The sequence below is a fragment of the Stenotrophomonas sp. INTA L402-1 genome, assembly GCF_059295135.1.
In genome coordinates this window covers 1-20,662 of the sequence record NZ_JCAFWP010000022.1, presented here as the reverse complement: position 1 = coordinate 20,662, position 20,662 = coordinate 1, and the positions used below count along the sequence as shown (strand labels likewise).

The window sequence follows — 20,662 nt, the reverse complement described above, 5'->3', positions numbered from 1 at the left end:
ACCGCGGCGGCGACCGCCTACCCCGTTCGGGTCACCCCGGACTGCCCCGCACCTGCCAGAATGCGCGCCATGCGTGGCCGCCCCTTCCCGTTCCTGCGTCGCCTGCCGACGCTGCTGACGTGCCTGCTGCTGTGGACCGCCCTGCCCGCTTTTGCCGTGCAGCGCCCGCCGGTGAGCGGCGGGCTGCCCGGTTACGAGCACACCGCGTGGCGGGTCGGCCAGGGTGCACCCGGCGATATCTGGGACATCACCCAGGACCGCGACGGCCTGCTGTGGCTGGCCACCGGCTCGGGCCTGTACCGCTTCGATGGCCGTCGCTTCGAACGGCAGGCAGCGCCCGTCGGCAGCCAGTTCCCGTCCACCAACATGGTCACGCTGGCGCATGCCGCCGACCGTGCCCTGTGGATCGGCTACTTCCAGGCCGGCATCAGCCGGTTCGCGCAGGGGAGGCTGCACAACTACGGCCGCGAGCAGGGGGTACCGGTCGGCGTGGTCCCACGCTTCAGCCAGGATCGCCAGGGCCAGCTGTGGGCGGCGATCAATGGCGGGCTGCGCCGCTTTGATGGACAGCGCTGGCAGCCATTGCCGGCCGCAGCCGGCCTGCCCGAACGCCGTGTGCAGTGGGTGCTGCACGACAGCCGGGGCAGGTTCTGGGTGCTGGCCGACCTGAAGATCTGGATGCGTGCGGCCGGCCAGACCACGTTCGAGGACACCGGCATCGCGGTCTCGCAGATGGCAACGCTGGCCGAAAGCCCGCAGGGTGAAGTGTGGTTGGCCGACCGGGTGCGCGGCACCTCACCCCTGGCCAACGCGCAGGGCCTGTTGGCGGCCAGCGAACGTGAAGCGCGGCGTCTTCCGGAACTGGTTGCTGCACGCCTGCAGTTCACTGCCGATGGCGCGCTGTGGGCCACGATGAGCCCGCACGGCGGCGTCGCCCGCATCACCTTCGACGGCAGCCGCGCCGTGCGCATGGAGCGTTTCGATTCGCCGCACGGGCTGACCGCCACCTCCGCGGTGCCGATCATCGTCGATCGCGAAGGCAATCTCTGGGTCGGCACCAACCTCGGCCTCAACCGCTTCCGCGCACGCAGCGTGCACACCCTGGCAGTCGGCCCGAGTGATCCCTACCGCTCGCTGGTGCGGGCCAGCGATGGCCGCGTGTATGGCTATGGCGAAGACCTCAAACCCTACGATCTGCGGCGCACTCTGCTGGATGGCAGTGCCCCGCAGCTGCAGGCCGCCGCGCGCCAGGCACCCACGCCGATCTGGCAGTTCGACTGGGTCAATCTTGCGCGCACGGTCGCCGGCCACACCTCGTTGATCCCGCTGCCGGCCCCGTTCACCGGGCAACCGCTGCACGCCCTGCTGTTCCCCGACGACGCGCAGGCCTGGGTATGCACGGGTGAACGCGGCGTCCTGCACTACCTGCATGGCCAATGGCAGCGCGAGGTCCGCCTGCCCGAGCAGGCCTGCTCATCGCTGGCACTGGATGCCCATGGTCAGCTTCTGCTCGGCTATGCCGACGGCCGCCTGCGCCGGATGAGCGCGGGCCACATCGAGAGCTTCGATGCCAGCCAGGGCCTGTCGGTGGGGCCGATCACCGCAATGCTGCATCACCAGGACCTGCTGCTGGTCGCCGGCGAAGCCGGTCTGGCTGCGCGCGTTGGCAACGGTCGTTTCGTTCCGGTGCGAACCGACATGGCCGGTGTACTGGAAGGCATCACCGGCATGGTGGCCGATCCGAACGGACACCTCTGGTTCAATGGCAGCCGTGGCCTGGTCCGGCTGGGGAGCGATGAGCTGCGACGGACGCTGCGGACCGGGCTGCCGGTGACGCCACGCCTGTTCGATGCGGTGGATGGCATGCCGGGCATCGCCCTGCAGAGCGGACCGATCGCCACCGCCACGCTGGCCGATGACGGACTGCTGTGGCTGGCCACCAACCAGGGCCTGGCCTGGCTGGACACCACCCGCTCGCACGTCAACACCATGGCGCCCAGCGTGCGCATCGGCGAAGTGCTGTATGGCAGTGAGCACGAGCCACTGCGCGATGGCCTGCGCCTTCCGGCCGGCACCAGCCAATTGCAGATCGATTACGTGGCGCTGTCGCTGGCGCGCCCGGAGCGCAACCGCTACCGCTATCGCCTGTCCGGCGTCGACGACGGCTGGCAGGATGCCGGCAGCAGCACCCGCGCGTATTACACCAACCTCGCTCCGGGCAACTACCGGTTCGACGTGGAAGCCGCCAACGAGGACGGCATCTGGAGCACTGCACCGGCCAGTCGCGGCTTCCGCATCGCCCCCACCTTCATGCAGACGGTGTGGTTCAAGCTGCTGTGTGCGGCCGCGATCCTCGCACTGCTGGTGATGGCGGTGCGCATTCGCAGCGGGCAGCTGGCCGCGCTGTTCCGCGCGCGCCTGCAGGAACGCAATGGCGAACGCGAACGCATCGCACGCGACCTGCACGACACCCTGCTGCAGGGCAGCCAGGGCCTGATCCTGCGCCTGCACGCGATCAGCCAGTCGCCGCAGACCCCGGAGCAGGTACGCGGCCAGCTGGAATCGGCGATGCAACTGGCCGAGCGCAACCTGGCCGAGGGCCGCGAGCGGGTCAATGCCCTGCGTGAGGGACCGTTCGCTGGCCGCGACCTCGCTTCGGCACTGGCCGATGTGCACGCCGAGTACGCCGGGCATGGCACCAACCCACTGCGCCTGACCGTGGAAGGTGCAACGCCACCGCTGCAGGCCGACGCGGCCGAAGAAGTGTTCCTGATCGGGCGTGAGGCGATCCGCAATGCGTTGCGTCACGCCAACGCCAGCGCCATCGAAGTGGAGCTGTCCTACGGCACGCGGTGCTTCCTGCTGCACGTGCGCGACGATGGCGTCGGCATCGCCGACGACAATGCCGGCCATGGTCATTGGGGCCTGCAGGGCATGCGTGAGCGCGCGCAGCGCCTCGGTGCGGAACTACAGCTGTGGACCCGCGCCGGACTGGGAACCGAAGTCGCGCTGGCGGTTCCCGCCCGGCGCCTGTATCACCGCCGCCCATCGCGCTGGCGCTGGCCCTGGAGTAAAGCAAACCATGACTGAGTCCCCTGCCCTGATCGGCGTGCTGGTGGTCGACGACCACCCGCTGCTGCGTGACGGCCTGGCGGCGCTGCTGGGCGCACAACCCGATCTGCGCCTGCTCGGCGAAGCCGCCGATGGCGAGGAAGCCATCGCCTGCTACCAGCGGCTGCAGCCCGACGTGGTGCTGATGGACCTGCAGATGCCACGGCTGGATGGTGTGGAAGCGATCGTGCGGATCCGCGCGATGGATCCGCGCGCGCGCATCATCGTGCTGACCACCTACCGCGGTGACGTACGCGCGGTCCGCGCGCTGCAGGCCGGCGCCAGCGCCTATCTGCTGAAGGACATGCTGCGCCATGAGCTGGTCGATACGATCCGCATGGTCGCTGGCGGCCGCCGCGCACCGATTCCCCCGGCGGTGGCGGCCAGCATCGCCGCGCATGTGGTGGAAGACCGGTTGTCGCCGCGCGAAACCGAGGTACTGAGGCATGTGGCCGGCGGCCTGTCGAACAAGCGCATCGGCGAGCGCATGCAGATTTCCGAGCAGACAGTGAAGGCGCACATGAAGAGCCTGATGGACAAGCTGGGCGTGGGTGATCGCACGCATGCGGTGACCCAGGCGCTGCGGCGCGGGATCATCAGCCTGGACGACAGCGGTCACGATTAGGGAGTTGTTCGGCAGGGCTTGCAGCCCTGCACCTGCGGTAGTGCCGGTCGCTGGCCGGCAACCTCTACAGCAACAGCGGGCTTTCCGTGGGATGGCGGGGCGGTGTTGGTAGGTGTCGACCTTGGTCGACACGGTAGATCCAGGCCATGCGTGGATGAAGCTCAATCGGATCGGAATCGAACATCTGGAAGGAAGAACAGGGGTCAGCACTTTCGGCTACAGCGCCTCGGCAAGGAACTCTAGCACCGCTGGCCCTACCTCTCGGTCCGCGCGGGCATGACCTTCGGCCGTGCCCCCCACTTCAATGTACGGGCCAACATCATTGCGGTGGGTAGTCGGCTGCAGGAGCGGTGTGATCAGATGCCCTGCATCTGAGTAGTACAGGAAACGGTCGCGGTCACCACGACCCGCCGCCGCAAGCCGACGCTGCGCAACAGCCAGCATCGTGCCTGAGTCACCCAGCCGATCGTCACCACCTCCGATCCACAACGTGCGTGCAGCAATGTCCTCGATGGGCAGCATCGCGGTACGCAATGCCGGTTCCCACTGCGGCCCCGGTCTGCCCCAGTCAACCTCCTCGCGATACGGCAGCCACGGCAGGGGTTCGCCCTGCCAGCTCAAGGGGGAACGGTCCACCGCTCGGAAATCGGCCGGGGCCACGTCACGGGCGATGCCACGAAACGGGGCTGGACTGCCTACCCAGGACACAGCGACGCGGAGCTCAGGCAGATGCACCGCCGTGGCCATGGTCACGATGCCGCCCCAGGAGCCTCCCATCAGCCCTACCCGCTGTGGATCCACCCGGGGATGGCGCTGCAGCCAGTGCACTGCGTCGCGTACGGTTTCCAACGGAACCTCGATCAGGTCCTTGGGCACGCCCGGCCCGCGATACCACGCCACCGACAAGGCGACGTAGCCATTGCTGGCTAGCCAGGCGGCATAGAGGTCGCCACCGTCGAATCCGCCTTCGGCACCGCCCAGCGCCACCAATGCTGGCGCCCGTGCATCAGCCTGCTGGCCCGATGGCAGGTACAGATGTGCTTCGCGGCCACCGATTTCGACCCGTTGCACCTCCACGCCCGGCAGCATCAGATGGCGCTGCAGGGTCCGCCGTGCGACCACCGATCCTGCACGCTCCACCTCCAGTTCGAAGGCCTGCGACTGGAATCCCAAGCCGTCATCGCAGCGCTGCCACTGCAGGGGAAGTGCGTTGGCCCTTCCTTCCTGCGGCTGCATCGACCAGATCAGCGCGCTCGCATCGACGCCTCGATAGCTGCCCTGTTCCGAGCCGCTGCGTGCGGTGTCGACCGTCCCCTGCGGGTCCGCGCGCAGTGCAGCCTGTGACTGCCAGCGCTGGCCCCGGCTGTCCCGCATCGACAACCGTAGTTGCACCACCTCGGCCGCCGCCAGTCCCTCAACCCTAATGGCTGGAATACGATCAGCGCGCCCCTGATGGTCATCGACAATGACCCGCACATCGGCCAACGCAGGCAGCGCCAGCACGCCCAGCAACACACCCAAGCACCATCGCATCCGCATGCTCCACCCTGATCTGGAAAGGCGCAGGGTGCACTGGCCGCAACGACCGGATTGCGTACTTCGGCGACGATGGCACCAACCGTGCCGCTGCAGGCACCAGCCGTGTGTCAGGCGCGTGCCGCCAAGGCCGCCTCCAGCACCGGCCGGTAGCTGCGGCTCACCGGCAGCTGCACGCCATCGGCCAGTTCAAGCAGCGCATCACCGTTATGGCGCTCGATCAGTGATCGCACCCGCAGCGGGTTGACCAGCGCCGAGCGGTGCACGCGCAACAGTCCTCCATCCGCCAGCCGTTCGGCCAGCTGCGCCAGCGGCTCACGCAGCAGGTGCAGTCGCTGCCCCACGTGCACGCATGCGTAATGACCGGCCATGTCGATGTAGTCGATCTCCGCCAGCGGTACATACTGGACACCACCACTACCAGGCACCGCCAGGGTCTGCTCACAGTCCTCCGTACGCGGTGCCAGGCCTGCCAGGCGGCGCACGCGCTCGATCGCTTCACGCAACCGCTGCGCTGCCACCGGCTTGAGCAGATAGTCTGCGACGCCCAGTTCGAACGCGCGCAGCGCATGCTGCGGCAGCGCGGTCACGAAGATGGTGTGCGCGGCCAGCGCCGGCTGCTGCTGGGGCAACTCCCAGCCACGACCGTCGGGCAGGACCAGATCCAGCAGCAGCAGATCGAAACGGCGCCCCTGAAGCTGCTCGCGTGCCTGCGCGAGGGTGGCGGCTTCGGCATCGACCCTGACCTGCGGAGTGCCCGCCAGCAACTGGCGCAGGCGGTCACGTGCCAGCGCCACGTCATCCACCAGCAGCACGCTCAGCGGACGCGTCACGCGATGCACTCCGGCAAGGTCACGCGAGCACGATAGCCGCCGCCCTCGCTGGCGGTCTGCAACCGGCCTCCCATCATCGCCAGGCGCCGCTGCAGTGCAGCCTGGCCAGTGCCCAGTCCATCGTTCGTGCCGGGACGCAGGCAGGGGTTGAACAGCACCACATCAAGCAGGCCGTCTTCCACACCGGCCCATAGCTCGATCCGCAACGGCCCGTCCCCCGGCTGCCAGCCACTGTGCAATACCGCATTCTCGATCAATGGCTGCAGCAACAGGCCAGGAACTGTCCAGGCCAATGCGTCAGCGCTGGCCTGCAGATGCAGATGCACTTCCTGATCGTGCAGCAGCGACTGCAGCGCGACATAGTCCTGTGCTGCGCCCAGTTCATCGGCGAAGCAGCGCTGCGGCGGGCATTGCAGGGTATCGCGCAGCAGCGACGACAGCTGTGCCAGTGCGGCATCCGCCGCGCGTGGACGTTGCAGCGCCAAGCCACCGATGGCGTTGAGCGCATTGAACAGGAAGTGGTGCTGGAGATGCTGGCGCAGGGCTGTTTCACGAGCCTGCTGCAGCACCTCTGACTGCGCCCTCAACCGCTGCAGTCCGGCCAGGCCATGGCCCACGCCCGCCACCGCAATGAAGGTCGGCAACGCAAACAGCGCGGTAATACCAATCGCGCGCAACACCTGCTGCGGTGCTGGCCAGGGTTGCCCCTGCCACAGCTGCAGCAGCACATGGCCCAGGGTCCATCCCAATGCCGTCAACAGCGGAGTCAGCAGCAGGCACAGCGCCAACCATCCGGCCAGATGCCGGCGTCCAGACAGTGGCCAGCGCCGGCACGCATCCCACAACAATGGCGTCGCCAGCATCCAGGGCAGCTCGGCGCCAAGGATGAACAACGCTGCCGGAATCAGACCGCCAGGCTGTTGGCTCAGGTGCACCGCCGGCACGGCGGTGGCGATCAACACCCCCCACAGGGCCAGCATCACCCAGTGTGGGCGTGGCAGCGGAAGCGGCGCCTCATGGGCTGGCAGCAGCAAGGCAGGCGAAACAGGCATGCACGGATTCGAACGGGAAACGGGCACCATGCTAGATGCCCGCACCGAATCATTCCCGTGCCGGAAGCAAGGGGCTGTCCACTGCCACGGATCCGCATCGTGCCTGGATTCCGTTCGACGCTGGGGTCAGAGCCCTTCCCGGTCGGAAGGGATCCGACCCCGCCGATCATTGCGCCTTCGCCGCCTCGGCATTCCACGCTGCGACCTTGGCCTTGGTGTCGGCCAGCATCCTGTCCAGTGCGGCGCGGTCATACACGTTGCCACGCAGGATCACGCTGTCGATTTTCTCGGTCGCCGCAATGTTCTGCAGCGGATTGGCGGTCAGCAGCACCAGATCGGCAGCCTTGCCCTGCGCAACACCACCGTAGCGGTCCATCTGGCCGAACCAGGCCGGGCCGGAACGGGTTGCGGCCGACAGCGCCTGCGGTGCGCTCAGGCCTTCCTTCACGAACAGCTGCAATTCCTGGTGCAGGGCGATGCCCGGGAAGTTGAACGAGTTGAGGAAGCCCGCATCGGTGCCGCAATGATCGTCACACCGGCCTCCTGCAGCATCGGCAGCACCGCGGCCACCTGGTGGTACTGCGCGTGGCGCGCTTCGATCTGTGCCGGCGTGGCCTTCGCCGCGCGGTCCACGCGCCACTGGTAGGTCGCGCGCAGGCCCGGGCCGATGTAGGCCAGGTACGGATCGTTGGCGTGGTCATCCTGGTCAAGGAAATCGAGGATGCGGCCACCGTTGAGGGTCGGGGTCACGAACACGCCGCGCTTGGCGAAATCGCGATAGGCGTGCATCGCCGTGTCACGATCGAAGCTGGCGTCGAGGCGGCGGTTGGCTTCGGCGCGGTCGATGCGACCGGCACCGAAGTCGGCGGCGATCTGCGCTTCGTCCTTGCTGCCGGCCTTGAATGCATAATCCAGATGCTCGATCGAGGCCAGGCCCGCATCGACCGCCTGCTCCACGGTCAGTGCCATTGGAATATGCCCCGAGGCCTTGAAGCCGGCCTTGCGCGCAGCACTGGCCGAGTACAGGAACAGTTCCGGCTTCAGCGTGCTGTCGGTGATCTTCACGAAATCAACCTTGTCGTGCTGCAGGCGGGTGATCGCCTTGTCGGCGTCAGCCTCGCTACCCACCTCGATCGTGCCCTTCCAGACCGGCTTGATGCCTTCGATCTTCGCGCCGGAACTGAGCAGGCGCGGGCCGAACAGCGTGCCCTTGGCAATCTCGCCACGCCACTGCAGTACCTGTTCGGGCAGGTCGCCGGAGCAGTCACGCACCGTGGTGATGCCATGCGCGATGTACAGCGGCAACAGCGCCTTGTTCTCTTCGATCAGCGCCGGGCCACCACCAAAGTGCACGTGCATGTCCCACAGGCCCGGGATCAGGTACTTGCCCTTGGCATCGATCTGGCGGGCCGCGCTCCATTGGCTGCGCAGCTGTGCATCCGGGCCGACGGCGACGATGTCCTCGCCACGGATCACCACGCTCTGCCCGGCCAGGGTGCTGGCGTGCTCGACATCGACCACGGTGGCATTGCGGATCAGCAGGTCGGCGCGCTCAGCGGCAGACGCCGACAGCGGTGCCACCGCAAGGAGGATGGCAAGGGACAACGGACGGGAACGGAACATGGACAGCATCCTGATTGGCACGCCCAGCGTGCGGGTGGAAGGGAACAGTCTTCAGCGCACCGCGCCGTGCTGGCGCAGCAGGGTTTCAATTCCGGTATAGCCGCGCTGGCGCGCGTGCGCCAGCGGCGTCACACCGTCGCCGTCGGCCAGCTCGGGGTCGGCGCCGGCCTCCAGCAGCAGCTGCACGATCTGCACGTGGCGCGCGCCGCCATCGCCAAGCAGGATGGCCTCCAGCAGCGCGGTCCAGTGCAGGCGGTTGACATGGTCCACAGCGACGCCGGCACGCAGCAGCGTGCGCACGGTGGCGACGTGGCCGCGCTCGGCGGCGGGAATCAAGGCGGTGCCGCCGTAGCGGTTGGTGCTGCGCAGGTCAGCGCCATGCGCTAGCGTCATCGCCAGGATCTCGTCCAGACCACGCGCGCCGGCGTACAGGTAGGCGCTGTCCTGCAACGCATCCTTGGCGTTGACGTCGGCGCCGGCTTCGATCAGTTCACGCGCGGCGTCTACATTGTTGCCATGCGTGGCCAGCAGCAGCGCGGTGCGGCCCTGGCCATCACGCGCCTCCAGATCGGCGCCGTCTTCCAGCGCCCCACGCACTGCCTCGGCATCGCCGCGGGTGGCGGCATCGCGCAGGCGGGCATCGGCCGAACCCGCGGTGGCCGAGCAGGCTGGAATGACCATCGCCAGCAGGCACAGCAGCAACAGGCGACCCATCGGGGCGGGCCAGCGACGGCAACGATGGATTCGCATCTTCGGTTCTCCTGTGCGGCGAGCACTGCGGGCGATGCCGGTACAACCGGGGCGCGGTGCTTGCTGCCCCCTCACCTGCATGGTAGAAGTCGTCACGCGCATCCAGAAGTGAAATGTTCAAATGCAAGACAGTGCCAAATCGAATAGAACCCTGTTCGAACTGGACCTGCTGCGGGCGCTGGTGATGGTGGCCGACTGCGGCAGCTTCACCACTGCGGCCACGCGCCTGCATTCGACCCAGTCCACCGTCAGCCAGAAGGTGCGCCGGCTGGAGGAACTGGCCGGGCATCGCCTGCTCGAACGCGGCCACCGCGACGTACACCCCACCGACGCCGGCCACACCCTGCTCGGCTACGCGCGGCGCATGCTCGACCTGAACGAGGAAATGGCACAGGCGCTGGCCGGCGCCACCGTGGAAACCGCGGTGCGCATCGGTGTCCCCGAGGACTTCGTCAACGCGCAGACCACACGCATGCTGGCCGCTTTCAGCCGCCGCCACCCGCAGGTGAAGCTGGAGATCAGCAGCGGCCTCAGCCGTGACCTCGCGCAGGGCTTCGACCACGGCGAGCTGGACCTGGTGCTGGTCAAGCAACGCCGCAACAGCCGCCAGGCGGTGCATTGCCGGCGCGAGCCGATGCACTGGATCGACAGCCTGCGCAGCAGCTGCCTGCAGCTGGACCCGCTGCCGCTGGTCACCTTCCCGCCACGCGGGCTGTACCGCGACGAGATGATCCACGCCGTGGAAGCGCTGGGCCTGCGCTGGCGCATCGCCTTCACCAGTTCGTCGCTGAGTGGCATCCAGGGTGCGGTGGCCGATGGCATCGGCATCAGCCTGCTGCCGCGCCGCGCGGTCACCCGCGAACACCGCATCATCGATGGCGAGCGCGAGCTGCCGGTGATCGACAACTACGAGATCGGCCTGCTGCATCGCTCCGATGCCGATGATGCCGTGCGAGCGCTGGCCAGCGAACTGTGGCGGCAGGTGCAGCGCGAACCGGACTGAGCACCGCACATGAGGTAGTGCCGGCCGCTGGCCGGCAACCTCGACAGCCACATTGTCCAGGCGCGGGCATGGATCTAGCGCATTGATCATCGATATCTGATCAGACCTGCCGCACCAGGGCACTACATCGCCGGCTACAGTCCCCGTTGTTTCCGTGTCCCACGGCGCTCTGCCATGTCCGATGAAATCCCCACCCGCTTCGATCCCCTGCCCGCTGCGCTGCAGACGCATCTGCAGCACCAGCGCTCGCTGATCGCTGCGCGCGTGGCCGCCGGCTTTCCCACCCTGCCGGTGCAGTGGCCGCTGGCGGCCACCACGCTGCAGCGCGTGGTCGATGCCGAGCTGATCGACCGTGATGACGGCGATGGCTGGGAAGCGCTGGGCGTGGCGTTCGGTGACACCCTGGCCCAGCGCGTGCCGGGCCTGGCCTGGATGCAGGTGACCGATGCCTGGGGCATCGACGCGGTGCTGCGCTATGCCGACAGCAGCCTGCAGATCGGCGCCAGCACGCTGCTGCTCAAGCGCATCGAGCAGGGCGAGCTCATCGACATCGCCCATCTGCTTGCGTGGCTGGAAGAGTTCGTCGCTACCCGCGCCGACGATTACGTATGAAAAGCCGCCGAGCGTGGCTCGGCGCTACACGGGTTGGCCCGGCGTGGATCTACAGCCAACGGCCATCAACTACCACGCGTCGCTCCACCGGCACTGCGGCCACAGCGGCCGGGCCGTGGTCGGCACGCACCGCCACGAAAGTGGCCGGATGCCCTTCCACAAGACCGTACTGCGGCAGCCCGATCACCTGCGCGGCATGGGTGGTCACCATGTCCAGCGCCAGCATCAGGTCGGCATCGGTATGGAAGCCGGAGCGGTAGCCCAGCAGCATCGCCCGCTGCAGCAGGTCGCCGTTGCCATACGGCCACCAGCAGTCACGAATGTTGTCGTTGCCGGCGAACACGCGCACACCAGCGTCATGCAACGCGCGCAGCGGCGGGAACGGATGATCGCCCGGCGCGTTGCTCATGATCGCTACGCCGGCCGTGGCCAGCGCCTCGCCCACCTGCAGCGCGCGCGCCAGCGGCACGTCGCCCAGCGAATAGGCATGGCTGACCGCCACCCGCCCCTGCAGGCCAGCGGCCCGGGTGCGCGCGGCGATGCGCAGCAGCTGCGCCAGGCCGGTTTCGCCGGGCTCATGCAGATGGATGTCCAGCTGAACGCCGTAACGCTCGGCCAAGCCGAACAGCAGCGCCAGCTGGCCTTCGGCATCACCGTCGAGCGTGGTCGGGTCGATGCCGCCGAGCACCTCCACGCCCGCAGCAAGGGCCTGCTCAAGCACCGCTGCGGTACCAGCGCAGGACATCACCCCGGCCTGTGGGAACGCCACCAGCTGGATGCGCATGATGTCGGCACAGCGCAATGCGGCCTCGCGTACCGCTTCCAGGTGACGCAGGCCGGTGCTGCCATCGATATCGACATGGCAGCGCATTGCCACTGTGCCGAAGCCGCTGCATTGGCGGATCAGCGCCTCGGCGCGATCGACCATCGGCGCCGCAGCCGCCACTGCCGCCTTTTCCACCGCCAACCGCTCACGCAGGCTGTTCACCGGCTGATGCGGATGCCAACGGTCGCCGACGAAGCTCTTGTCGAGGTGAATGTGGCCGTCGACCAGACCGGGCAGCACCGCGAAGCCCTGCAGGTCGACGCATTCCGCCCCTTCCGCCGGCGCGGCCTCGTCATTGAGCCCGCTGATGCGGCCATCACGGATATGGAAATGCAGTGGCGCGCCGTCACGGTCGACACCACCGTGGATGAACTGCAGGGTCATCGGGAATTCCCGGAAAGCCAAGACTGGCGCCATCCTGCGCCTCGATAGCGCCATCGGCCAACGAAATATCTGGATGGCACGCATTCACCAGAACGATGATTCCCCCTGCGACAACCGGTCGCAGCCACGCCGTGCACACCCCTGAACGGGTAACATGGGCGCCTGTTTCCGCTGTGATGCCGCATGGGCCCGTCCGACCGCCACGATCGTCTCCGCCGCTGGCAGGCCGCGTCCCTGCTTGCCGCCGCTCCGATCGCCAGCCTGTCCGCCACTGATGCTGCGGCCGCTGCGCCGCTGCAGTCGCCGCCGGGCCAGCAGCGGATCGCCCCGGCTGCGCTGGTCGAGCGCCTGCACCAGCGCGTGCTGTCCGGGCAGAGCGCCACCGCCACGCTGGAACACTGGTGCGCCGAGCACGGCCTGGCCGAACAGGCGCGGGTGCGCGCCGTGCGCATACACGGCCAGGACAAGCCTCCCCCCGCCGACGTGCTGCAGGCGCTGGGCGTGAAGCCGGGTACCGACCTGCGCTATCGCCGCGTGCAGCTGGTCTGCGGCAGCCGCGTGCTGTCCGAGGCCGACAACTGGTACCTGCCTGGTCACCTCAGCCCGGCCATGAACCAGGTGCTGGACAGCACCGACGAACCGTTCGGTCGCGTGGTCGGCCCGCTCGGCTTCCAGCGCCAGACCCTGGCTGACCAGACGTTCTGGCCGCCGCGGGGCGAAGGCGATCACGGCGTGATCCTGGAAGTGCGTGCCCTGCTGCGCGACCGCCAGCAGCAGCCTTTCAGCTACGTCATCGAGTCGTACCTGCAGCAGACGCTTCCGTAACGCGCCGCGGCGCCGGGCATCCGCCGGCTACGGGCCCGTGATGGCGTTGGCTGCAGGATCCACCGAGAACACGAAGCGCCCACCACGCTGGTCCCTGCCCCATGTCATCGGCGCCGTGGTCAGACTGTAGACCGGGGCCGCCTTGTCCGTGCCGATCGCCTCGGACCAGGCACTGAAATCCTCATCGGTACGGCTTCGGATCTCGCCAACACACAGGCTGTAGCCACAGGCGAAAGACACCAGCGTGCCGTCGCTGCCGATGAGCCGCGTCGCGGCCGTCCTGTAGAGCCGGGTCAGGTCCTGCACTTCCGGGTGGCCAGCCGCATCGCGCTCGAACTGGCTGATCGCCTGCGCGAAAGCCTTGTCGGAACCCAGCAGCGCCTCACTCTTCTGCACGGACACCGCACCCTCGCTCAGCAGCATGCGCTCGCCCTCGAGGAAGTGCCCCTCCGGTTGCGCGAGCCCAGCGGCAGCCGTCGTGGCACTCGATGCCGTTGCCGCGCGCGATGGCCCAGCGTGCTTCGCTGGCTGCGCGTGAGACTGCGCAGGCGCGGCATTGGCCACCTCCGCGGCATCCTCCACGCTGGCCGCCTGCCTGCCACTGCAACCTGCAATGGCCACCACTGCAATCACACTCCACACCCTGACATCCATGCGCATCCTCCTCCGGGTAGCGCCACAGCATGCCACGCGCGCAGCGGCAACACGGGTGCACTGCACAAAGAAAAGCCCAGCAATGCTGGGCCTTTCGTTCGCCTGCGGAATCAGCGGAACCGGTAGTCCAGTTGCACCCAGTACTGGCGGCCATATGGGTCGTAGTTGCCAACCGGATAGAACGGCCAGCCGCCTCCGTTCTTGTCCGCCGGCGGGCGGCTGTCACGCAGGTTGTTGACGATCACACCCACCGACAGGTTCTCGCCGAACTGGCGGAACACGCTGGCGTTGTAAGTCATGTACGGCGCGATGCGGCCACTGCCATCGGTCTTCGGCAGCGAGCCGAAGCGGTTGCCGTACAGCGTGGTGGTCCAGTCACCCTGGTTCCAGGTGATGCTGCCGTTGGCCTTGCTGCGCCACTGGTAGTCATCCAGCGAATTGCGGATGTCACGCTCCGGATCATCGGAGAACTGTCGGTATTTGTGCTCCAGCACCACGGTGTAGGCCAGGCGCGTGGTGAAGCGGCCATAGCGGCCGGCATCGAAACGCCAGTTGCCCTTCAGGTCCAGGCCGCGAACCGATTCAGAGGCCGCGTTGATCGGATTGATCAGCACGCGGGTCACCTGGTCCGGCTGCACGCTGGCATTGGACGGATTGCGGATCACCCGCGACAGCGCGTCCTGGCACAGCGGCGAACCGATATCGCGCGCTTCGCCGCCCAGCGTCCGGCCCAGGCGGCAATCGGCCTCATCACGCAGGATGCGGCTGGTATCGAGGCTGGTCACTTCGTTGTCGATGCGGATGTCGTAGTAGTCAGCGCTGAAATCCAGGCCGGACAGCGGCGACCAGACCACGCCGAAACCATACGACTTGGCCGATTCCGGCTGCAGCTGCGCATTGGCGCGGTTGCTGTAATCAATCGACAGGCCGTTGTAGTCGCAGTTGTCGTACGACTGGCCCGCCGTGCGGCAGCGCCAGTAATCGGTCATGCCCGGGTTGTAGCCGCGGGTTTCGGTGGCAAACACGTAGTTCATGTCCGGCGCACGGAAGCTGGTCGCCGCCGTACCACGGATCAGCAGGCTCTCGATCGGACGGAACTCGACGCCGAAACTCCAGGTGGCCTTGCCGATGTGCTCGCCACCGGCACGGTACTGGTCATAACGACCGGCCAGGGTGGTGGTCAGCGACTGCAGCAGCGGCAATTGCAGCTCCACACCTGCAGCGTAGCGGTCACGCTCGCCACCGGCGCCGACGCCTGCACTGGTGTTCCAGAACTCGCCGCTGCCCAGGCGCGGGTCCGGTCGGTTGCGATAGCCCTGGCTGCCGGCCTCGACCACCGCTGCCAACGCCGCATCGCCCCCAGGCAGCGCGAACAGGCGGCCGTTGACGCTGGCGCTGAAGGTCTGCAGCCATGCCGCGTTACGGCTTTCCTGGTAGTCGGACAGCCCCTCGTATTCGTTCGGGGTCAACGGCTGGAACAGGCGCGCCGGATCCGGCGCATAGACCTCAACGCCGTTGCGCACACCCAGCTTCGGGCCGAGCAGGTATTCGTTGATGCCGGCCAGCAGCACCGGCCGGCGGGTGCGGTTCTCGTATCGCGAGCGGCTGTAGACCGCCTCATAGTCCCAGCCGCTGTCGCCGATCTGGCCACGTGCACCGACGTTGAACGACCACGAGTTTTCCAGGAAGCGGTTGGCATTGCGCGGCAGCCCGCCGATTTCCTCCGGCGCGAAGCGGCGGTACCAGCTTTCCAGGTTGCCGGTGGTCTGGTTGTAGAAGTAGTTGCGGGCCGAGGTCCAGGTCGGCGCACGCGTGTTGTTGTAGATCCGCGCGCTGCCCACGGCGACATCGGCAAACAGGTCAGTGGTCTCGTTGACGTGGAAGGTCAGCAGGCCATAGCCATTGAGGTTGCGCTTCTGGGTCTGCACGGTCCAGTAGCTGGCGGCGGCCTCGTTGCTGCCGCAGTACCAGCCCTGGCGAGGGTTGAAGGCGCGGAACACGCTGCCGCCATAGATGTCAGACGCCCCGTCGCAGCCAGTGACGCCCGGATCGATGTTGCGGCCGGTGGCGGCATTGCGGCGATAGGCGATCGCGGTCGCCTGCGGTGCCTTGCCGGCCGGATCATCGTCCAGCGAATCCATGAAATCGCGCTGGCGCGCGTGGATCGCCTTGCGCACATCGAACTCGAAGCCGAACAGCGCATCCCAACGCTCGCCGGAACTACCACCGACCACCTGCGCGCGCTGGTTGTCGCCGCCGCCCTGCTGGGTGCCACCGGCGCGCACGTTCACATCCACGCCCTCAAAGCGGTCCTTGAGGATGATGTTGACCACGCCGGCGATCGCATCGGAGCCGTATACCGCCGACGCACCTGCCGCCAGGACCTCGATGCGCTCGATCAGCGCACTGGGGATGTTGGCCAGGTTGACCACGTTCACCGACCCTTCGTAGGCCAGCGGGTAGTCGGCCTGGCGGCGGCCGTTGACCAGCACCAGCGTGCGGTTCGGGCCCAGCCCGCGCAGGTTGATGGTGTTGGCGGCCGGGGTGAAGGTGTTGCCGAAGTCCTCGCCCTGTACGTTGCCGGTGTTCTCGGTCAGCGCGCTCAGTGCGTCGAAGGCATTGCGGTAGCCCTGCGCATCGATCTGTTCGCGGCTGATCACCGTCACCGGCGACGGGCCCTCGACACTGGCGCGTGGAATGCGCGAGCCGGTGACCTTCACTTCCTGCAATGTGGTGGGTGCGCTTTCCTGCGCGAAAGCCGGCAGCGAGACCAGCATCAGGGACGACAGTGCGAGCACCAGCGGACGCGGGCGCAGCGCCTTGTGGGAGGCGGACATGGGCTTCCTGGGGAGTTGGGCGGGTGGTGGTACGGGGGCAGCGGCCTGTACGGCGCATAACGATCCCGTAACGAAAGTGTCCTGAATGGGGGGGGGCAACGGAAATGACCAGGCCTGATGGCCTTATGCCTGAACCGAATCAGACCCGCAGTGCCATCCACCACACTTTTGCAATGTTTTGAATGGTGCAGGGCTGCAGGCACAGCCATCGTGCCGGGGATGATGACCCCGTACCCCACTTCCCTCCTTCCCCCATTGCGCCCGGTGCTGCGCCGTCACCTGCTGCAGCTGCAGGCCGCACCGGTCACCCTGCGCCCTTTCCAGCGTGCCGACCTGCCGCGCTGGCGCCTGTTCGATGACCGCCGCCGGCGCGGCCGCCGCGATCCGTCCGTCATCGATGAGGAAGCGCGCTTCCTCGCCCACATGCATCGCTCACGCCTGGAACAGGACAACGACCAGCTGCTGCTGGGGGTGTTCGATGACGAGCACGGCAACGTACTGGACCAGCTGCACGTACGGCTGCAATCACTACACGCGCGCAGCGCCGAACTGCTGTCGCTGCAGCATTGGCACCCGCATGCCGACGCGGCGCTGCAGGCGCTGTGCCCGTTCCTGTTCGAGGACGTCGGCCTGCATCGCCTGTTCGTGATGCTGCCACCGGACTGCAGTGATCCGTTCGCCACCGCGCTGCGGGCCTTCGGCTTCGAGCAGGAAGGCCTGCTGCGCGACCATCATCTGGATCTGGATGGCTGGCAGGATCGCCAGCTGCTGGCGCTGACCGCCCCCATGTGGCGGAGCAAGCACAGCGTGCTGGACTAGCGCACCCGCTCCAGCGCGTTGCCGGCACCGGTCAGCACCGAGCAGGCGTGGTCCTGCAGCTCTTCGGCGCTGGCCTCGTTGCCGGTGCCCGCGTCCACACGGGTGGCCAGCAGGATGAAGCCCGGGACGCCCTGCACGGCGTCCCGGCCCGCCACAACCAGGCTCCACTGGCCGACGTCGTCCACGCCTGCGAGGTCGTAGGCCAGCAGATTGAGCGGATTGGCGGTCAGTTCTGCGCCCGGCAGCAGGCGTGCCTGGTACTGATGGCCGCGCAGCAGCACCGGCAGCGGTGTCCACTGGCTGCCCAGAGCGGCAGCATGCGTGTCCAGCGCCTGCAGCACGTCGGCACGCAGGCAATCCACGTGAATATGCAGCTGGTGCTGCGAGCGGCCATGCGGTGAATTCAGCGCCAGGCTGGCGACGTTGCGCGGCAGCGGTTGGCCCAGCGCCCGTTCGGTGTGGGTGCGGGCCAGCCAGGCCGCGCCGAAGTAGTTGGGTGCACCACGCTGGTACAGGCTGCGGCTCTCGATGCCGCTGACCTTGTCCAGCGGCATCAGCAGGAACTGGTAGTCGCCGTGCGCGTCCTTGACCAGCACATCGCGGCGGTCTGCTGCCGTCTCCACCCGCAGGCAATCGCCACGCGGGCCTTCGGCGCCCTGGCAGTCACGTTCAATCAATCGCCACAATGCATCGGAATGGGCCGGCGGCGGAGGCGCGCTGGCACAGGCAGACAACAGCAGCAGGGACGACAGCAGGAAGGGGCGCAAGGACACGGCACGACTCACGGAGCAGGCACGGCAGACAGCGCCGCGCTGCATTCTAGCCAGTGCAACGCTGCAATCAGTAGGTGCCGAACGGCACTTCAACCACGATCGGGGCGGCACGCTCGCCGGCCTGCAGGCTGTAGCGGTCCAGCGCGCCATCGTCATCGGCGTGTGGCTGGCGCTGGAAATGCAGCGGATAGCGGCTGTCCCCCAGGCGCACGGCACTGCCGTCGGCCTCCAGCGCGGCACCTTCCGGAATCAGCAGACCGCCCAGGTCGCTGTAGGCGCCAGGTACATCGGCGAAGCTGTAGTCGGCCAGCTCGTCCACCCGCTGCATCGCATAGACGTGCGGCACATAGGGTCGTGCAGGGCTACGGCCATTGCTCAGGTCCGTCACCCAGGCCTGCGGCAGGTGGTACTCCCCGCGCAGCGCAGCTACGCCCAGCGAGGGGCTGGCCACCTGCAGGCAGCACACCGCCCGCTTGCCCTCGCGGTCGAGGATGGCGAAACGGTCGCCGCGGGTGGCCGCCTGCGGCAGCATGGCGAAGGCCAGGTTACGCTGCGCCGGCGCGTAGCCGGATTCGGTCTGCAGGTTGCGCCAAGCGCCGAATACCGGGGATTGGACCTGCTCGGGTTCCGGATCGGCAGCGGAGGCGGCAAACGCCACGCCCAGCAACGACAACATCAGGGCCGTCATTGTCTTGTCCTTGCCGCGGAAACTGCCTGCCGTCATACCGTATCCAACACCTGCGCCGGAAAGGCCCGGCCTGCCCGCTGGCGTACTGCCAGCTATTCCTCCCACTATGCAATGACCACGCTGTGCCGGCAATGACCGGGGCGCTGACGCCTTTCGCACGCTCGGTGCTATCGTTCCCGCCATCGTCCCCTGCGCAGGAGCGCTCACATGTCTGCATTCCGTCTGTCCCTGTTGCTGCCGGCCTCCGCCCTGCTGCTGTCGGCCTGCGTCAGCACCCCTGGCCCGGAAGTCAAAGGCAGTGGCCGCTGCGACGCCAGCCAGCTGGGCTGGGCGATCGGCCAGCCGGCCAACGAGCCCAACATCCGTCGCCTGTCCCGCGAGAGCGGTGCCGGCCTGGTCAACCCGATCGGCCCCAGCACCATCACCACCAAGGACATCCGCCCGGACCGCCTGCGCGTGTTCGTGGACAAGGACAACATCATCACGTCCACCCGCTGCGAGTAAGCGCGGCAGCGGACTTTTGTAGAGTCGAGCCATGCTCGACTGGTTTTCGGATGGGTCGCGCGGAAAACCAGTCGAGCATCGCTCGACTCTACATTTCAGGGTTCGGTATACCCCGCGCAATCCGGCAGCGCCTGGTCGGGGTGGAATACCCCATCGCTGAAGCGGAACAGCCGCGTGTAGGTGCACGCCGGGTCCTGCTCGGTGCGCAGATCCTGCTTCTTCAACGGCCCCTTGGCCAGCGAATCCTCGAAGCGCGAAACACCGGCCGGGAACCGGGTCGCCACGGTCTGGTAGCGCAGCACCGGCATGCCCTCGGCGACTGTATCCAGCGCCAGCTTCGCCGAGAAGCCGTATTCGTCATGGCAGGCACCTGCGCGCTGCTTGATGTCCTGTTCGCTGAAACAGGCGCGGATCATCGCATTGCCCAGCCATGGCACGGTCAACACGTCGTCGTCCACCTGGATGTCGTCCTGCAGGTGGCGCACGCGTGCCAGTTGCAGCGTGGACGCGTCGGCACCTCCACCGGAGTACATGGCGCTGAACGTGACGATGCCACCCACCAGCACATTCTGGCGGGCGCGCTGCTGCGGGTCGGTCACCGGTTCATCGCTGCCCACGCCAGGTGCCAGCCGCACGATCCACGGCCACAGCGACAGCTCGCTTTCCTGCGGCACGTCGATGCTGACGTGGTAGGTGTGTGGCGTGCCCTGGCCCGGTTCCTTCTCAAGTACTTCCAGCACGGTCGGCCGGTCACCATCTTTGGCAACCGGCTGCACGCGCACGCACCAGTTGCCGTCCCGCGTGCACTCGTAGAGCCCCACCGGCCCCGTCTCACTGGCGATCAGCACCTGCCCCAACGGCTCCATCACGTTGCCCGCAGCGTCACGCTGCTGCGGCAGGATCGAGCCCTGCGTCAGCGCCAGCATCGGGGTGGCCAGCAGTGCAACGCACACGGTCGTGCGGGCAAGGACGGGGGGCATGGATGAGATTCCTGCTCGTGGAATCCAGATGGTAACCGCTGCTCCGGTAGAGTCGAGCTTGCTCGACTTTGCATTTGTAGAGTCGAGATCCTATGTTCGCGGTCAAGCCTGCTGGAAGCAGGCTTGACCCACCTTCAGCATGGCCGGATCGAAGTCCCGGCCGCTTTTGAAGACACCCCAGGCGATCCTGGCCAGCTTTCTGGCCAGGATGTTGAAGACGGCGGTGC

At 67.5% G+C, this 20,662-nt stretch carries 17 protein-coding genes and 2 pseudogenes; 7 read left to right on the top strand and 12 right to left on the bottom strand.

Features of this window, described 5'->3' with window-relative positions; translation table 11 throughout:
- Window positions 1–60: 60 nt before the first annotated feature.
- Window positions 61–3,090, top strand: coding sequence for a sensor histidine kinase (locus AC5O77_RS13505; RefSeq protein WP_478056734.1), 3,030 nt, complete (start codon window positions 61–63; stop codon window positions 3,088–3,090).
- Window positions 3,083–3,736 (top strand): response regulator, encoded by a 654-nt coding sequence (locus AC5O77_RS13500; protein ID WP_107432195.1) that lies wholly within the window; start codon window positions 3,083–3,085, stop codon window positions 3,734–3,736. The genes AC5O77_RS13505 and AC5O77_RS13500 overlap by 8 nt, the downstream gene beginning before the upstream one ends.
- Before the next feature lie 216 nt (window positions 3,737–3,952).
- Here AC5O77_RS13500 and AC5O77_RS13495 read toward each other — a convergent pair whose 3' ends face one another.
- From AC5O77_RS13495 to AC5O77_RS13475, 5 genes and pseudogenes are all read right to left on the bottom strand, one after another.
- Window positions 3,953–5,269: an acyl-CoA thioesterase/BAAT N-terminal domain-containing protein gene (locus AC5O77_RS13495; protein ID WP_478056735.1), complete on the bottom strand. Its 1,317-nt coding sequence runs from the start codon at window positions 5,267–5,269 to the stop codon at window positions 3,953–3,955.
- Window positions 5,270–5,382: 113 nt separating this feature from the next.
- Window positions 5,383–6,105: a LytR/AlgR family response regulator transcription factor gene (locus tag AC5O77_RS13490; protein WP_317217165.1), complete on the bottom strand. Its 723-nt coding sequence runs from the start codon at window positions 6,103–6,105 to the stop codon at window positions 5,383–5,385.
- Entirely contained in the window at window positions 6,102–7,157 is a 1,056-nt protein-coding gene (locus tag AC5O77_RS13485; RefSeq protein ID WP_478056736.1) for a sensor histidine kinase, read from the bottom strand. Before AC5O77_RS13485 ends, AC5O77_RS13490 begins: the two co-directional genes overlap by 4 nt.
- 166 nt (window positions 7,158–7,323) lie before the next feature.
- A pseudogene (locus AC5O77_RS13480) lies at window positions 7,324–8,780 on the bottom strand (amidohydrolase family protein).
- A 51-nt stretch (window positions 8,781–8,831) separates the two neighbouring features.
- Window positions 8,832–9,530, bottom strand: coding sequence for an ankyrin repeat domain-containing protein (locus AC5O77_RS13475; protein WP_478056738.1), 699 nt, complete (start codon window positions 9,528–9,530; stop codon window positions 8,832–8,834).
- A gap of 121 nt (window positions 9,531–9,651) precedes the next feature.
- Between AC5O77_RS13475 and AC5O77_RS13470 the strand changes: the two genes are divergently transcribed.
- Window positions 9,652–10,533: a LysR substrate-binding domain-containing protein gene (locus AC5O77_RS13470; RefSeq protein ID WP_071229107.1), complete on the top strand. Its 882-nt coding sequence runs from the start codon at window positions 9,652–9,654 to the stop codon at window positions 10,531–10,533.
- 174 nt (window positions 10,534–10,707) lie between these two features.
- Complete coding sequence (locus tag AC5O77_RS13465; protein ID WP_071229108.1) at window positions 10,708–11,145, top strand: DUF3806 domain-containing protein; 438 nt, start codon at window positions 10,708–10,710, stop codon at window positions 11,143–11,145.
- A gap of 49 nt (window positions 11,146–11,194) precedes the next feature.
- On the opposite strand, the gene AC5O77_RS13460 is transcribed toward AC5O77_RS13465, so the two are convergent.
- Window positions 11,195–12,355, bottom strand: a complete 1,161-nt coding sequence (locus AC5O77_RS13460; RefSeq protein WP_478056739.1) for an amidohydrolase family protein — start codon at window positions 12,353–12,355, stop codon at window positions 11,195–11,197.
- 183 nt (window positions 12,356–12,538) lie between these two features.
- Here AC5O77_RS13460 and AC5O77_RS13455 point away from each other — a divergent pair, with 183 nt between their 5' ends.
- A complete protein-coding gene (locus AC5O77_RS13455; protein ID WP_478056740.1) occupies window positions 12,539–13,180 on the top strand; it encodes a hypothetical protein in 642 nt (213 codons plus the stop codon).
- Between the two features lie 27 nt (window positions 13,181–13,207).
- On the opposite strand, the gene AC5O77_RS13450 is transcribed toward AC5O77_RS13455, so the two are convergent.
- Both AC5O77_RS13450 and AC5O77_RS13445 read right to left on the bottom strand, forming a co-directional pair.
- Window positions 13,208–13,840 (bottom strand): hypothetical protein, encoded by a 633-nt coding sequence (locus AC5O77_RS13450; RefSeq protein ID WP_232528009.1) that lies wholly within the window; start codon window positions 13,838–13,840, stop codon window positions 13,208–13,210.
- A 104-nt stretch (window positions 13,841–13,944) separates the two neighbouring features.
- Entirely contained in the window at window positions 13,945–16,671 is a 2,727-nt protein-coding gene (locus tag AC5O77_RS13445) for a TonB-dependent receptor plug domain-containing protein (RefSeq protein ID WP_478056741.1), read from the bottom strand.
- A 219-nt stretch (window positions 16,672–16,890) separates the two neighbouring features.
- Between AC5O77_RS13445 and AC5O77_RS13440 the strand changes: the two genes are divergently transcribed.
- Entirely contained in the window at window positions 16,891–17,490 is a 600-nt protein-coding gene (locus tag AC5O77_RS13440; RefSeq protein ID WP_121503533.1) for a GNAT family N-acetyltransferase, read from the top strand.
- Here AC5O77_RS13440 and AC5O77_RS13435 read toward each other — a convergent pair.
- Together AC5O77_RS13435 and AC5O77_RS13430 are read right to left on the bottom strand one after the other, a co-directional pair.
- Window positions 17,487–18,263, bottom strand: coding sequence for a CDP-diacylglycerol diphosphatase (locus tag AC5O77_RS13435; protein WP_125895867.1), 777 nt, complete (start codon window positions 18,261–18,263; stop codon window positions 17,487–17,489). The two genes, AC5O77_RS13440 and AC5O77_RS13435, sit on opposite strands and share 4 nt — an antisense overlap.
- A gap of 67 nt (window positions 18,264–18,330) precedes the next feature.
- On the bottom strand, window positions 18,331–18,987 hold the full coding sequence (locus tag AC5O77_RS13430; RefSeq protein ID WP_478056742.1) for a decarboxylase: 657 nt from the start codon (window positions 18,985–18,987) through the stop codon (window positions 18,331–18,333).
- Window positions 18,988–19,158: 171 nt separating this feature from the next.
- Here AC5O77_RS13430 and AC5O77_RS13425 point away from each other — a divergent pair, with 171 nt between their 5' ends.
- Complete coding sequence (locus AC5O77_RS13425) at window positions 19,159–19,455, top strand: I78 family peptidase inhibitor (protein WP_006373100.1); 297 nt, start codon at window positions 19,159–19,161, stop codon at window positions 19,453–19,455.
- A 95-nt stretch (window positions 19,456–19,550) separates the two neighbouring features.
- On the opposite strand, the gene AC5O77_RS13420 is transcribed toward AC5O77_RS13425, so the two are convergent.
- The gene (locus AC5O77_RS13420) at window positions 19,551–20,435 is read right to left on the bottom strand and encodes a hypothetical protein (RefSeq protein WP_478056743.1); all 885 of its coding nucleotides are present in this window, start codon (window positions 20,433–20,435) and stop codon (window positions 19,551–19,553) included.
- A gap of 102 nt (window positions 20,436–20,537) precedes the next feature.
- Window positions 20,538–20,662 (bottom strand): annotated as a pseudogene (locus AC5O77_RS13415) (IS110 family transposase); the annotation flags it as partial.